This window comes from Agrobacterium sp. 22117 (assembly GCF_052045735.1).
Taxonomy (GTDB): Bacteria; Pseudomonadota; Alphaproteobacteria; order Rhizobiales; family Rhizobiaceae; genus Agrobacterium; species Agrobacterium cavarae.
The window spans coordinates 269,666-283,702 of sequence record NZ_JBQEPP010000006.1 but is presented as its reverse complement, the minus strand read 5'-3'; the positions used below and the strand labels follow the sequence as shown (position 1 = coordinate 283,702).

At 56.9% G+C, this 14,037-nt stretch carries 13 protein-coding genes and 1 pseudogene; 9 read left to right on the top strand and 5 right to left on the bottom strand.

Going from position 1 to position 14,037, the window contains the following annotated elements; genetic code table 11:
• Positions 1–274: 274 nt before the first annotated feature.
• The 5 genes from ACTJKV_RS18440 to ACTJKV_RS18420 all read left to right on the top strand — a co-directional run bounded on the left by ACTJKV_RS18440 (position 275) and on the right by ACTJKV_RS18420 (position 5,530).
• Positions 275–1,804 carry an ABC transporter substrate-binding protein gene (locus ACTJKV_RS18440; RefSeq protein WP_440599244.1) on the top strand — a complete coding sequence of 510 codons (1,530 nt, stop codon included), beginning with the start codon at positions 275–277 and terminating at the stop codon, positions 1,802–1,804.
• Positions 1,805–1,945: 141 nt separating this feature from the next.
• On the top strand, positions 1,946–2,887 hold the full coding sequence (locus tag ACTJKV_RS18435) for an ABC transporter permease (protein ID WP_440599243.1): 942 nt from the start codon (positions 1,946–1,948) through the stop codon (positions 2,885–2,887).
• Positions 2,888–2,902: 15 nt separating this feature from the next.
• Entirely contained in the window at positions 2,903–3,781 is an 879-nt protein-coding gene (locus ACTJKV_RS18430; protein WP_440599242.1) for an ABC transporter permease, read from the top strand.
• Position 3,782: 1 nt separating this feature from the next.
• Positions 3,783–4,985: an amidohydrolase/deacetylase family metallohydrolase gene (locus ACTJKV_RS18425; protein WP_440599241.1), complete on the top strand. Its 1,203-nt coding sequence runs from the start codon at positions 3,783–3,785 to the stop codon at positions 4,983–4,985.
• A 32-nt stretch (positions 4,986–5,017) separates the two neighbouring features.
• Positions 5,018–5,530: a RidA family protein gene (locus ACTJKV_RS18420; protein ID WP_062442902.1), complete on the top strand. Its 513-nt coding sequence runs from the start codon at positions 5,018–5,020 to the stop codon at positions 5,528–5,530.
• 15 nt (positions 5,531–5,545) lie between these two features.
• Here the strand turns inward: ACTJKV_RS18420 and ACTJKV_RS18415 are convergent, their stop codons facing one another.
• Complete coding sequence (locus ACTJKV_RS18415) at positions 5,546–6,364, bottom strand: IclR family transcriptional regulator (RefSeq protein ID WP_440599240.1); 819 nt, start codon at positions 6,362–6,364, stop codon at positions 5,546–5,548.
• 112 nt (positions 6,365–6,476) lie between these two features.
• Here ACTJKV_RS18415 and ACTJKV_RS18410 point away from each other — a divergent pair, with 112 nt between their 5' ends.
• The 4 genes from ACTJKV_RS18410 to xth all read left to right on the top strand — a co-directional run bounded on the left by ACTJKV_RS18410 (position 6,477) and on the right by xth (position 10,928).
• Entirely contained in the window at positions 6,477–7,673 is a 1,197-nt protein-coding gene (locus ACTJKV_RS18410) for an aminotransferase class V-fold PLP-dependent enzyme (RefSeq protein ID WP_440599239.1), read from the top strand.
• 69 nt (positions 7,674–7,742) lie between these two features.
• Positions 7,743–9,584 (top strand): ABC transporter ATP-binding protein, encoded by a 1,842-nt coding sequence (locus ACTJKV_RS18405; protein WP_440599340.1) that lies wholly within the window; start codon positions 7,743–7,745, stop codon positions 9,582–9,584.
• 110 nt (positions 9,585–9,694) lie between these two features.
• Positions 9,695–9,952 carry a hypothetical protein gene (locus ACTJKV_RS18400; RefSeq protein ID WP_313056694.1) on the top strand — a complete coding sequence of 86 codons (258 nt, stop codon included), beginning with the start codon at positions 9,695–9,697 and terminating at the stop codon, positions 9,950–9,952.
• Between the two features lie 202 nt (positions 9,953–10,154).
• Positions 10,155–10,928, top strand: coding sequence for an exodeoxyribonuclease III (gene xth / locus ACTJKV_RS18395; protein WP_440599238.1), 774 nt, complete (start codon positions 10,155–10,157; stop codon positions 10,926–10,928).
• 39 nt (positions 10,929–10,967) lie between these two features.
• Here xth and imm45 read toward each other — a convergent pair whose 3' ends face one another.
• From imm45 to ACTJKV_RS18375, 4 genes and pseudogenes are all read right to left on the bottom strand, one after another.
• Positions 10,968–11,186, bottom strand: coding sequence for an Imm45 family immunity protein (gene imm45 / locus ACTJKV_RS18390; protein ID WP_425532487.1), 219 nt, complete (start codon positions 11,184–11,186; stop codon positions 10,968–10,970).
• Between the two features lie 394 nt (positions 11,187–11,580).
• Positions 11,581–12,240, bottom strand: a complete 660-nt coding sequence (locus tag ACTJKV_RS18385) for a DUF6892 domain-containing protein (RefSeq protein ID WP_440599237.1) — start codon at positions 12,238–12,240, stop codon at positions 11,581–11,583.
• A gap of 460 nt (positions 12,241–12,700) precedes the next feature.
• Positions 12,701–12,880 (bottom strand): DUF2283 domain-containing protein, encoded by a 180-nt coding sequence (locus ACTJKV_RS18380; protein ID WP_162744362.1) that lies wholly within the window; start codon positions 12,878–12,880, stop codon positions 12,701–12,703.
• Positions 12,881–13,145: 265 nt separating this feature from the next.
• Positions 13,146–13,987: pseudogene (locus ACTJKV_RS18375) on the bottom strand (acyl-CoA thioester hydrolase/BAAT C-terminal domain-containing protein).
• Between the last annotated feature and the right edge of the window lie 50 nt (positions 13,988–14,037).

Genomic DNA, 14,037 nt, shown 5'->3' with positions numbered 1-14,037 from the left:
GCTGTCATTTGGTGAGGTTGCTGATCATTAAAGGTCGCACTCGCGCACCAGCGAGAAATCCGACCCCGTCAAACTCTATGACCCGTCGTCTCACCCCATCCAACTTCAGCCCAGCGTGCCACTCCCCTCGAGTGGAAGGTGACGCTGAATCGCCCGCGTTTCAGGACGTCCTAACTCACCGTCAAGAACGTGATTGACAGCAACTCCCTTTCCGATATTCTCTTATAAAAGCTTATATAACATAATAACGGAACAATAAAGCTGGGAGTATGATATGAAACTGAAGCTCGCATTCCTTCTCGCCACGGCACTGATTGTCAGCCCGTCGGTTCTCTTTGCGCAGGATCGTGGTGGCGTGATCAATGTCGCAACCATCGGTGAGCCGCCTACGCTCGATCCAATGGCATCAACCGCGGATCTCGTCGGCATCGTCACGCAGCACATCTTCGAAACGCTTTATACCTTCGACAAGGAGTGGAAGACGACACCGCTTTTGGCGGAAAGTCTTCCGGAGATCAGCGCAGACGGAAAAACCTACACGATCAAGCTGCGCGCCGGCATCAAATTCCACGACGGCTCCGCCATGGCGTCGGATGATGTCGTTGCTTCCCTCGATCGCTGGATCAAGGTTGCATCGCGCGGCAAGCAGGCTGCGTCCTTTATCGACAAGATCGAAGCCACCGACCCGTTGACCGTCACGATCACCCTGAAGCAGCCTTATGCGCCGCTCGTTTCGCTTCTTGCCTTCAACAACTCCGCGGCGATCATTCTTCCGAAGGAAAAGCAGGAAGAGCCGATGAAGGAGTTTATCGGTACTGGCCCGTATATGCTAAAGGAGCGCAAGGCCGACCAATATATCCAGCTCGTGCGCTTCGACGGATATAAGTCCCGCGAAGGCGACAGCAATGGGTATGGTGGCGCGCGGCATCAGTATCTCGACGAGATCCGCTTCGTGCCCGTGCCTGACGCCAACACCCGTGTCGAGGCGGCGGTTTCCGGTCAATATGATTACATCGACTCGATCCCGGTCGAATCCTTCGACAAGATCAAATCCTCTTCCGTGACAGAGCCGGTTGTCCTGAAGCCGTTCGGCTACCCGGTCTTCGTCTTCAATACGGCGGAGGGGCTTGCCAAGGATGTCGCGATGCGCAAGGCAATCCGCCAGGCGCTCAGCATGGAAGACATGCTGGCAGCCGCCTTCGGCAGCACGGATTTTTATGCGCTTGACGGTGATATCTATCCGAAGAACTTTATCTGGAACACAAATGCAGGTGTCGAGGGCAATTACAATATTGCCGATCCGGAAGGCGCTGCAAAAGCCGCCAAGGCCGCAGGCTATGACGGCGAAAAGCCCATCCGCATCCTCACAAGCCGGCAGTATGAGTTTCATTACAAGATGGCGCAGGTCGCTGCCGAGTATCTGAAGCTTGCAGGCTTCAAGGTGGACATGCAGGTGGTGGACTGGGCAACGCTTACCCAACGCCGCGCAGACAAGGCGCTATGGGACATCTACATTACCCATAGCCCATTCCTGCCAGAGCCAGCTCTGATCGGCTCTCTCGCGCCGACATCGCCAGGATGGTGGGATACGCCGCTGCGCAAGCAGACAGTTGAAGCGTTCTCGGCCGAATCCGATCCTGAAAAGCGTATCGCTCTCTGGGCTGATGTTCAAAAGGCCATGTATGAGGAGATCCCCTACATGAAGATCGGTGACTTCAATGCGGTCGCTGCCAAGTCGAAGAAGATCGAGGGTATCCAGGCGGCACCTTGGCCATACTTCTGGAACGCTTCCATCAAGAAGTAGTCGATCGAGCGAGCGTCGTCGCGCCATTGTTCATCTCATGTCCAACGGGACGCAGAGAGAGTTGGCGCGACCCTGATACTCAGTCCAGCAACGCATACCCAAGCAGACTCCTTTACCCTGCGGCAAGGGAACGCCAAGCCCATGATACGATATATTCTCCAGCGCCTCGCAGGCATGATCGTCGTGATGTTTCTCGTCGTCACGATCGTCTTCATCATCGTGCGCGTTACCCCGGGTGACCCGGCAGCCGTCATGCTCGGCCCGGATGCATCAGCGCAAGACATTGCTGATCTGAGAACGCGTTTGGGGCTCGATCAGTCGCTGGCCGTGCAATATTTCTACTACATCGGCCAGATGCTGAAAGGTGATCTTGGGCAGTCGATCTTCCTGAATATGCCCGTCACGACGGCGCTGCTTGATCGCGCTGAACCGACCTTCTTTCTCACACTGTTTTCGTTGCTGATTGCCAGTGTCATCGCCTTGCCCATTGGCATTTACGCCGCCTATCGCCGCGGATCTTTCTTGGACCAGGCTGCAACGACCGTTGCGATGCTTGCGGCCAGCATTCCGAGCTTCTGGCTTGGGCTTATCCTCATGCAGTTCTTTGCGGTGCGGCTCAATCTTTTCCCGGTCTCGGGCTATGGTGGTCCTGGCTCAAGCTTCCTTGATCGCATGTATCACCTCACGCTTCCGGCTTTCGCACTCGGATTGGTGTCGTCGGCATTGATCCTCCGCTTCACCCGCGCATCAATGCTCGATGTGCTTGGTGACGATTATATTCGCACTGCTCGGGCGAAGGGTGTGGTCGAACGGCGGGTGGTGATGAAACACGCGTTGAAGAACGCGCTCATTCCTATCCTCACCGTTCTCGGGTTGACGGCTGCGGTACTCATTTCAGGCGCTGTCGTCACCGAGACGGTCTTCGGGCTTCCAGGCGTTGGCAGTCTCGTGGTTTCCGCGGTTCTGCGACGAGACTATCCGGTCATTCAAGGTGCGCTTCTCGTCATTGCAGCGCTCTACGTCCTCATCAATTTCGCGATCGACATGCTCTACCTGCTGATCGATCCGCGCGTGCGCTATTAAAGGGGGCGGGAACCGATGACGGATATTGCTACAACTACACCGACCCCTTCGAGCAGCGAAGGCTTGAAGTTTTTCAAACGGTTTCTGAAACGAAAGACGGTGGCCTTCGGCCTGATCGTGCTTATCATCTTCGTACTTCTGGCCGCGCTCGCGCCCTGGATTGCACCTTACTCGCCATCCAAGCTGTCCATCGTCAATCGCCTCAAGCCGCCCAGCGAAACCTTCTGGTTCGGCACGGATGAATTTGGCCGCGACGTCTTTTCGCGCACCATTTATGCAGGCCGGTTGTCGCTGCTTGTGGGCGCCTCCGTCGTTTCTTTGTCCGCGATCATCGGTGTGACGCTTGGTCTGCTGGCCGGTTTCTTCAAGCGGCTGGACACACCGATTGCGCGCCTCATCGATGCAATGATGGCGTTCCCGGATATTCTTCTCGCCATTGCGCTCGTTGCAGCCCTTGGACCATCGCTCACCACCGTGATCGTCGCGCTTTCTATCGTCTATTCGCCGCGCCTCGCCCGCATCGTGCGCGCCTCGACCCTTGTCATCAGGGAGCTTCCCTATGTAGAGGCGGCTCAGGCGCTTGGGATATCGACGTTCCACATCATGACGCGCCATGTGCTGCGCAACCTGTTGTCGCCGATCCTGGTGCAGGCCTCCTTCCTGTTTGCCAGCGCCATGCTGGCGGAAGCAGGCCTCTCTTTCCTCGGGCTTGGTGTCAGCCCGGAAATTCCGACCTGGGGCACGATGATTGCCGCTGGCCGCCAATATATCGGGCAAGCCGACTGGATGACCTATTTCCCCGGCTTCGCCATTATTCTTTCCGTTCTCTCGCTGCAAATGGTCGGCGACGGGTTGCGGGACATGCTCGATCCAAGACTGCGAAGGGATTTGTAATATGACCGGCCAACAGGCAAAGCCGCTGCTCATCAAGAACGTCAAGCCCATGGCTTTCGGCGAAAGCGGAAAAGATGCCGTCACCGACATTCTGGTGAACAGCGACGACAACATTGCCGCCATCGGACAGGCGCTTGCGTGCGATGAGGCAACGGTGATCGATGGTAAAGGTGCCTGGATCTCGCCGGGCTGGGTGGATCTGCATGTCCATATCTGGCACGGCGGCACAGACATCTCGATCCGTCCGTCCGAATGCGGTGCCGAGCGCGGCGTCACGACGCTTGTTGATGCGGGATCTGCAGGCGAAGCGAACTTCCATGGCTTCCGCGAATATATCATCGAACCGTCCCGAGAGCGGATCAAGGCCTTCCTCAATCTCGGTTCCATTGGCCTCGTTGCCTGCAACCGCGTTGCGGAACTGCGCGACATCAGGGATATCGATCTCGACCGCATCCTTGAATGCTATGCGGAAAACAGCGAGCATATTGTCGGCATCAAGGTTCGCGCCAGCCATGTCATCACCGGGTCCTGGGGCGTAACACCGGTGAAGCTCGGCAAGAAGATCGCCAAGATCCTAAAAGTTCCGATGATGGTTCATGTCGGCGAGCCACCGGCACTTTATGATGAAGTGCTGGAAATCTTAGGCCCCGGCGACGTCGTCACTCATTGCTTTAACGGCAAATCCGGTTCGTCGATCATGGAAGATGAGGACTTGTTCAACCTCGCCGAACGCTGCGCATCCGAAGGGGTCCGGCTCGATATCGGCCATGGCGGCGCGTCCTTTTCCTTCAAGGTGGCAGAGGCGGCGATTGCGCGTGGACTTCTGCCCCATTCCATCTCGACTGACCTCCACGGCCATTCGATGAATTTCCCGGTGTGGGATCTCGCGACGACCATGTCGAAGCTTCTGTCGGTCGGAATGCCTTTCGACAAGGTGGTGAATGCTGTGACGCATGCACCGGCAGAAGTCATCAAGCTCGATATGCTAAACCGGCTGTCCGTCGGAGCGCGCGCCGATTTCACCATTTTCGATCTGGTCGATTCCGATCTGGAGGCAACCGACTCCAATGGCGACGTCTCGGTGCTGAAGCAGCTCTTTGAGCCGCGCTATGCCGTCATCGGCGGGGAAGCCATTACTGCGAGCCGATACATACCGCGCGCTCGCAAGCTTGTGCGCCACAGCCACGGCTACTCGTACCGATAAGACGGCGGGTCGCCGCTGGAATGAATGAAAAGATGACAGGAGTTTGCGTGACACAGTCCCCGATCAAGATCGAAGCGAAAGCAGAGACGCCGCGCGATCGGCTTGCCGCACTCGGCATAGACCTTCCACCGGCGCCACCGCCCATCGCCAATTTCGTGACCCACGTCGTCGAAGGCAACATGTTGTATCTTTCGGGGCAGGGGCCGCGCGAGGCGAATGGTTTCATGCACACCGGCAAGGTGGGCGTGGATGTCTCGGTCGAGCAGGCCTATGAGAATGCGCGGCTGACCGGCGTCAATCTCCTGGCGGTGATGAATGAGGCGCTCGGCGATCTTTCCCGCGTCAAGCGGGTCGTGAAGCTGCTGGGGATGGTCAATGCCTCACCGGACTTCAAGGACCACCCGCAGGTGATCAACGGCTGCTCGGACCTGTTCAACGCCGTCTTCGGCGAGGCTGGTCGGCATGCCCGCTCGGCTGTCGGCTTCGGCTCGCTTCCGGGAAACATCACCGTCGAAATCGAAGCGATCATTGCATTGCAGGATTAACCGGCAAGGAGACGATTAGTGGTTGCGCCATCCCATCAGCTGTTCGATCCTTGCGGCCGACGCTTTCACGCGGTCTGCGTAGCCGGTCTTGTCAGCCATGACTTTCTGCTCGGGAAGGACGATAGAAATCGTCGCTACGCAGTCTCCGCGGTTATCGACGATGGGCGAAGCGATGCAGGCAACCGAGTAGTCGGATTCCCCCGCCTGGATCGACAGACGTTCTTCGAAGGCGTTGCGCGCGGCGTCCGAAAGGCTCTTGGCGTCGATGGTGGCGCGGCCCGTCGGCGAGATGCGGGCTCCGCGCTTGAACAGATCGATGCGTTGCTCTTCCGGCATATGGCCCACAAGAAGGCGTCCAGACGCCGTCCAGTTCAGGGGTACGCGGGTACCAACCCGCGAGGCGACCTGAAAATGGCTGGGGCCATCGGCCATGGCGAGGACAAGCATATGCTCGTCATCGCGTCCGCAAACCTGCACCGTTTCACCGGCGGCGCGGCAAAGATCATGCATTTCGTGCATCGCGACGCTCATGAAATCCAGCGAGCGAGCATAGGCGAGGCCGTAATGATAGAGGCGCGCACCAAGCCAGATACTGCCATCGTCGTTGCGCGCCAGCATGTTCTTTTCCACAAGGTCGTCAATGATCGCGTAAATCGTCGAGAGCGGTGCCTTCACCGCCTTGGCAATGGCGTAGGCACCGGCCGGCGCCCCCGTTTCGTACAGATGGTCAATGATCTGAATGGCGCGGTCGATGCCGCTGACGCGCGAGCGCCGCGCCTTGCCGCCTTCCTCGGAAGACGAGAGCTCGAGGGCTTCACCAGATGAAGATGTCATATCCAATTCACGCTCCCGCACATCAAAGAACCTATTGCGTTATTATGGCATAGCCTGACGCGGGGCAACAGAAATCATGCGCCAGACAGGCTGGCAAACTGGAGAGATGAGAATGTCAGACGATATCCGCACGAAGATGGGCCTTCGGCCAGTCATCAACGTTTCCGGCACGATGACGAGCCTTGGCGCGTCCATCGTGGTTCCCGAAGCGATCGAGGCTATGGCGGCGATCCTCCCGCAATTCGTGGAGATCAATGATCTGCAGCGCAAGGCAAGTGCAGTCATCGCTCGGCTGACGGGCGGTGAAGCCGGCTTTGTTACGGCCTCATGCTCCGCTGGTATTAGCCTCGCGGTGGCCGGCACCATCACAGGGCCAGATCTCCTGGCAATCGAGAGACTGCCGGAAACGTCCACGCCAAAGAACGAAGTTCTGGTGCAGATGGGGCATATGGTCAGCTATGGCGCGCCTGTCGATCAGTCGATCCGGCTTGCGGGCGGCAAGGTGGTGATGATTGGCCAAGCAACCTCCACCCATCGGTATCACATGGAAAACGCGATTACCGACAGGACTGCAGCGGCTGTCTATGTCGTTTCCCATCACGTGGTCGATTATGGTCTCCTCAATCTCAAGGAATTTGTCGAGATCGCGCATGCCAAGGGCGTGCCGGTTATCGTCGATGCTGCATCCGAATATGACCTGCGACTCTTCCTGGAGCAGGGTGCCGATATCGCGCTTTATTCCGGCCACAAGTTTCTGGGCGGCCCCACCTCCGGCATCGTGGCCGGCAAAAAGGAACTCGTGCGCAATGCCTTTCTCCAGAACATGGGAATTGGTCGCGGCATGAAGGTGGGCAAGGAAAGCATCTTCGGCGTGATGGCGGCCTTGGAAGCTTGGGAAAAGCGTGACCATGTGGACATACGCGAGCGCGAGACCGGCTATCTGAACCTGTGGAAGGAGACGCTTTCCGATCGCCCCGGCATCACCGCATTGATCGAGCCAGACCCGACGAACAATCCATTGGATCGTATGCGGGTGATTGTCTCTCCCCAGGAGGCTCACATCACGGCCTGGGATCTTGCCGCACGCCTTCGCAGCGGCCCGACACCGATCATCGTGCGCGACCATGAGGTAGAGCACCACTACTTCTACCTCGATCCCTGCAATCTTCACCCCGGCCAGGAGCGCATCGTCGCGGCACGGCTGGCGGAAGAACTGGATAAGGCGCGTGCCTCGAACGAAGTCATCGCGACGCCGTTCGAAGATCTGAGCCGCCATCGTTTCGATGGTGCGTTGCGCTGGCCCGACTGAGCAAGCGTGCGGCCCGGAGCGGCCGCATAGCCTGCCACTCCAACGAATTGACGAGGATCGACGATGATGATGTCCAACGCCCTGAACAAGACCGCGACTGCACCGGCCACCGGCCCGGTTCTTGCCGTTGAAAATCTCAGAACATCCTTCCTTGTCGATGGTGCCTGGAAGCCGGTGGTTCGCGATATCTCCTTTACGGTCATGCCTGGCGAAACGGTCGCGATTGTCGGCGAAAGCGGCTCCGGCAAGTCGGTCACCTCGCTCTCCATCATGCGCTTGCTCCAACCTGATATGAGCAAGATCGAAGGCAAGGTTATGCTGGGAGGGCGTGATCTTCTTGCGCTTCCGGAGCACGAGATGCGCAAGGTGCGCGGCAATGATGTCGCGATGATTTTTCAGGAGCCGATGACGAGCCTGAACCCCTTGCTCACCATCGGCGATCAGATCTCCGAGGCACTGCTTTCACACTTGCCGATCAGCAAGGCTGATGCGCGGGCTGAGACCATCCGCATTCTGGAGAAAGTGCGCATCCCCTCCGCCGCGTCTCGTTTCGATGAATATCCGCACCGATTTTCCGGCGGCATGCGCCAACGCGTGATGATTGCTATGGCGCTTGCAACCAAGCCTTCGTTGCTGATCGCCGATGAGCCGACCACGGCACTCGACGTGACCATTCAGGGACAGATCCTCGACCTGATCAAAATGCTGCAGGAGGAGGAAGGTACCTCAGTTCTGTTCATCACCCACGACATGGGGGTCGTCGCCGAGATCGCCGACCGGACCGTCGTCATGTATCGGGGCGAGCAGGTGGAAACGGGCCCGACCGCCGACATTTTCCATCGTGGCCAACATCCCTATACCCGAGCGCTCCTGTCCGCTGTCCCAGTGCTTGGCTCGATGCAAAACCACCAGAGACCTTTGCGCTTTCCGGTGGTGGATGTAACGACAGGTCAGTCCGATGTTCCTGTGGAAGTGAAGAATACGGTCGTCGAAGGCCGGCCGGTTCTGGAAGTTCGCAATCTCACCAAGCGCTTCGATATTCACTCCGGCCTCTTTGGCACGCTCACCGGCCGCGTGCATGCCGTGGAAGACGTGTCCTTCGATCTCCAGGCTGGGGAGACGCTCTCCCTTGTCGGCGAATCGGGATGTGGAAAGTCGACGACAGGCCGCGCCATCATGCGGCTTATTGAACCCGATAGCGGCTCCGTTATCGTTGAGGGCCGCGATGTGCTGGCGCTGAGCAAGCAGGATATGCGCGAGATGCGCAAATCCGTGCAGATGATCTTCCAGGATCCCTTCGCCTCGCTCAATCCGCGCATGACCGTTGGCGCGGCCATCGCCGAGCCGTTTCTCGAGCACAAAATGGGAAGTGCCAAAGAGGCGAAAGATGTCGTGGCCGACATGCTGACGAAAGTGGGCCTAACACCCGATATGGCGGGTCGATACCCGCACGAGTTTTCTGGCGGGCAGAGACAGCGTGTCTGTATCGCGCGTGCACTGGCGCTCCAGCCAAAGGTCATCGTTGCCGACGAAAGCGTCTCGGCACTGGATGTGTCGATCAAGGCGCAGGTGATCAATCTGATGCTCGACCTTCAGCAAAGCCTTGGCCTCGCCTTCCTGTTCATCTCCCACGACATGGCCGTGGTGGAACGTGTCAGCCACCGCGTCGCCGTCATGTATCTGGGGGAGATTGTCGAGATCGGCCCTCGCGCTGCCGTCTTCGGGAACCCGCAGCATCCTTACACCAAGCGGCTTATGTCTGCTGTGCCGGTGCCAGACCCGGAACGCAGACGCGTAAAAAGCGCAGCTGTTGTCGAGGAACTGAAAAGTCCCATACGCCCGGTCGAGTACAAGGTGATGCCTGCTCGTTTTCGTGAAGTGTCTAAAGGCCACCTCGTGGCCGAGAATTGATGTCTGTCGTGGTGGCATCCAGCCGCGGAAAGTGACGGGCAGCGCATTTTTCCTGCTCTGGAACAACAACCGTCCCACTGTGTTAGCTTTAGCAACTTGGGAGATAAGCCATGACCAACACATCCAATGACGACAAAAAGGCGACACCGCAAACATGGTCGGCTGATCATGGCGGGGGTGTCTCTCCGCCGACATCGACCGGAACGGTCGATAAAGAGCAGGTGCACGAGCCGTCCAATGACTGGCCCGCTGCGGACGGTGTCGCGCATGATCCGGTTGAACCGGTACCGTCTCCGGTGGAAGAATTCGATCCGCCAAAAGGTGACGGTCGCCGCACGTTCCAGATCGGTGATACCGATCGCGGTTGAGACGCCGGACGTTTAGAAACGGCGCCACACCGCACGCTCAGTCGGCCGCGGATCACTAAATTTGAGATGACAAGATCGAGCTTCTTACGCTTGGTCTTTCGCCGTGGGCTCGTTCAAGTCCGCAGCGCCACCAGATCAGCCTGCCAACAGTTTAGATCGGATGCGCCGCTCCGTATTCGCGCGTCATCCACGGGGTCAACGCTTGAAAATTGCGACCTACAATGTCAACGGCGTGAACGGGCGACTGCCGAACCTTATCCGGTGGCTCGATGAAGCGTCGCCTGACATTCTGTGTCTTCAAGAGCTGAAAGCGCCGCAGAACAAGTTTCCGATCAAAGCAATAGAAGCGGCTGGCTACGGCGCTGTCTGGCTTGGGCAGAAATCCTGGAATGGTGTGGCGATCCTGGCTAAGGGGCAGGAACCTCATCTCACCAGACGGGCTCTGCCAGGAGACAGCAAAGACGAACACAGCCGCTACATCGAAGCAATTGTCGATGGAATACTGATCGGCTGTCTTTATGCACCGAACGGCAACCCCTATCCCGGACCGAAATTCAACTACAAACTCAGATGGCTTAGACGGTTGCGCGCCTACGCAGCCGAGCTTCTCGAACTGAACGTATCATCGATCCTTATCGGCGATTACAATGTCATGCCGACAGAACTCGACGTCTACAAACCTGAGCGGTGGAAAGACGACGCACTCTTTCGCATCGAAGCGCGAAACGCCTTCAAAACGCTTGTTGAGCAGGGGTGGACGGATGCTTTGAGGCATCTTCATCCCGACGAGCAGATCTACACATTCTGGGATTACTTCAGAGACGCTTTTGGCCGAAATGCCGGGCTCAGGATCGACCACTTCCTTCTCAGTCCGGAAGCCGCTTGCGACCTTATCGCAGCTGATGTCGACAGGCATGTTCGAGCGTGGGATCACAGCAGTGACCATGCACCGGTCTGGATAGAGTTGAAAGAGTAAGCGGTTAACGCGTGACGTGACCCCGTTAAATTAGGCCATTTAGAGCTGGAATTTTCCACTTATGATTCCTTGTGGGAAGAAGAGGAGAATTCGATGAAGGCCTCGGGGCAAATACACCAAGGGAATTCCCGCCTTGTAGCCGGACGAGACCATCAAGCCGTATCGTCTTTCGTCAAAACGGGTTTCGAAGATTATGAAGTCGACTCGTTCCTCATACGGATATTTCGCCGGAAGTCTGAGAACGTTCCCGCGAAACAACGATGCCTAGTCGAGATCGATGAGCCTCTGCTTTGGGTGCATACCAGTCCGTTCTATTCAAACCCTCTCGTAGCGGCTCATCCTTGGTGCGGACATGCCAACACTTCCTCACAGGATGCTGACTGTATGCTCCTGCTTACAAAAGTGTGGCCTGAATGGAAACATCTTCGAGAGGCAGCAGCACCAAGCGTTCATCAGGCAAGGGCCGTTGGAGCGCCTTTGCCTCATCCCATGGCGCATTCATCCATACGTCCACTTCCTCGCGAGAAGTCATCATCGCGCTCAGCACAAATATAAGGCATCAACCCAAATCTTTTGTTGAGGTCGCTTTCGATGCCCTTCTTGATGGTCCGCTTGGCGGCGTCAATTTTCGAAAGCGCACCCACGATCACAGTTATTGGTATGCGGCGCGGTTCTCATCGTAACTGGACACCCAATGGACCCAGACAGAGATTCCTCTAGCCTTCAGCACTTCCATCACCTGTCGATTGGGATGCCCTGGCGTCGTAACATCTGCGTAAAGCTGGTCGTCTAGGACACGGACGCTTCGTAGACTGGGCATGTCGAGCAGAGCCGGGATGTTCTCTAACGCAATCCCCGCATTGATGGTCTCGATCTTGAATGGCGGCAGGAGGTCACGAAGGTCCACAGTCCCGATCATCGACGTTAGATCAAGACTCTTAATGTTCGGGCAGTGCTTGATCCCGGCAAGGCTGTTGATGTCAAAGATATTGTCCTCTCCATCCCAGAAAAACCAGACATATCGATAGATGGAACTGCCTCCATCCAGAACAAGCTCGTCGATCTGACTCAGTAGGTCGGTCGAGAGAGGGTAGCGATCCAGATAGGCTCGAACTGCGGGAATGGGCTTGTAGCCTTCGTTCTCAAGATCGACGGGCCGCCCAAGAACATGCTCGGCAAGCTGTTGTGGAGTCCCGAGATCGATCAGTTGTTTGTCAATGAGGCTGGATAGGATCGCAAGCTTCAGATTAGGATCACCGAACGGCGCACCCGACATATCTCCAGGCGCAGGGTAGCGTGATGCGGTAGCCATTCGCGACCATCCAAGGGTTGCGAGAATGCCTCCCGCGGCCACGAAATCACGTCGTTTCAGCATTAAATGTGCCATATCTCCATGAAATTGAGCCGTTTTACCGCGCTGACCTGCTTCAATAGCAGGTCTAGCGAAAGTAGCCTACACTGACTGAGCGCGAGATCGGTGTCCGGAATGGGCCGACGGCCGTCATGGCGCTGAAGCGCCAATAGGAGACATTGCATAACGCCGCCCCGGCTTGTGCTTTTACGGCCTGTCATCTGCTGCGCGATCAGCCGAGACATTCGACTTGCTTTCGGCGAAAAGGATTGGAATGACTGTTGTTCGTGGTCGAGGGACTTGCCATAGCCCAGCCCGATCCACGCACTTCCATCACGCGACGAGAAGGAAAAGCGAAACCCGAGGCTGCGCTCCGCTTTATGGGGGCGACATTTCTCGAGCTCGATCTACTTACGCTTAACTATAAGGCATCGCGACAAGTCCGAATTACGTGTGGCGGTAATTTCTCACTTGCTTGAAGAACTTCAATTCCAATGAGACGACCATCGCTATCAAAATCCAAATTGATTTGGCCATCTACCTCGTTTGGATCACAGCAGTATGTGAAACCAAATGGGGTTTGATCGCCATCGGATTTCAACTGAATGTAAGCGGCGTCAACCGACGGATACGAGCTTGTCGTTCCGGCTTACAATGGATGGCCATGTCATGCTGACAGCAGGTCTACTGGGCATGAATCGGCGTTGTCGGCGGCGCTTTGCCTGCATTTTCGTCTAAGCGATTGCCCTTAGCGGCCGCCTTACGCGATCGCAGGTAATTACTCGGTCGCCCACAGAGTTCGCGGTCAATTTTCGCCACTGCAAACGACCGCTTCTGGACCGACGTGGTGATCTGCACCGATTAGCTTACAACAGTTGTTCTATTATCTGCCACGCTCTCACGCCGAGTTCCGCATCGGCTTCGTCAGTTCCGCCGTGTGAATGTAGGCTGGATCGTCGAGTCGACTCACCGGGGAATAGTATCCGATGACCAGCATCTTGATCGAAAATGAGTGTCGCCGACTTTCCGTGCGCCTGTCGCGATTGAACGATCTCACGAGCGAAATCGTCGGATGGCCAGAGCGCATCGTCGCCACCCGCCACGAGGATCAGCTCGGCGACGGACAGTTCGACTGGAATTCTTGCGCGCTTGTTTGTTTGGACGTAGTTGGCGAGACATTTCTCGAAAAATGAACGATAGGAGATCAGGCCATCTCTGTATTCTTTCTGCCAACTTAGGTCGGACGGAATGAAGTCTAATGGAGTACCTTTTAACGACCAAGATGATCGTTCGGGCCAGGCTATACCGTCAACACCTTCACCAATGTTACCCCAAACCACCGACGTTGGGCTAATAGCAACCACGGCTTTGATGCGCTGATCAATGGTTGATGCAAGGAGGGCCGCTTCAGCGCCCTTTGACGTTCCGACAACAATGATACGGTTACATTCCCTCGACGTTAGAAGGTCCGTTGCATCAATGAAAGTCTCAAGCGGGATTTCGCAAATTCCTGGCGACTGACTGGGTCCTCCGAACCATTGCAACGCCAACGCATGTGCCCGGCTTGTGCAAATAAACCAGCCCTCGGGATGTCAACTCTCCCACTGGAGCCGCCTAGAACGAGTACTCCCGTCTTGCTTTGTGCAGCGCCGGGAAGGAGAGCCCCTCTAACTTTACCGTTCAAGTTCTCAACGTCGTGGGCGAACATCTTTGCCTTAGATCAGTGGCCGATCTAGTGGATCAAGCGCCCGTCCGGCC

Coding starts and splice junctions, on each gene's coding strand:
- ACTJKV_RS18435 (WP_440599243.1), top strand. CDS start 1,946: ATGATACGATATATTCTCCAGCGCCTCGCAGGCATGATCGTCGTGATG.
- ACTJKV_RS18415 (WP_440599240.1), bottom strand. CDS start 6,364: ATGACATCTTCATCTGGTGAAGCCCTCGAGCTCTCGTCTTCCGAGGAA.
- ACTJKV_RS18440 (WP_440599244.1), top strand. CDS start 275: ATGAAACTGAAGCTCGCATTCCTTCTCGCCACGGCACTGATTGTCAGC.
- ACTJKV_RS18420 (WP_062442902.1), top strand. CDS start 5,018: ATGACAGGAGTTTGCGTGACACAGTCCCCGATCAAGATCGAAGCGAAA.
- ACTJKV_RS18405 (WP_440599340.1), top strand. CDS start 7,743: ATGTCCAACGCCCTGAACAAGACCGCGACTGCACCGGCCACCGGCCCG.
- ACTJKV_RS18410 (WP_440599239.1), top strand. CDS start 6,477: ATGTCAGACGATATCCGCACGAAGATGGGCCTTCGGCCAGTCATCAAC.
- ACTJKV_RS18385 (WP_440599237.1), bottom strand. CDS start 12,240: ATGGCTACCGCATCACGCTACCCTGCGCCTGGAGATATGTCGGGTGCG.
- ACTJKV_RS18400 (WP_313056694.1), top strand. CDS start 9,695: ATGACCAACACATCCAATGACGACAAAAAGGCGACACCGCAAACATGG.
- ACTJKV_RS18430 (WP_440599242.1), top strand. CDS start 2,903: ATGACGGATATTGCTACAACTACACCGACCCCTTCGAGCAGCGAAGGC.
- ACTJKV_RS18425 (WP_440599241.1), top strand. CDS start 3,783: ATGACCGGCCAACAGGCAAAGCCGCTGCTCATCAAGAACGTCAAGCCC.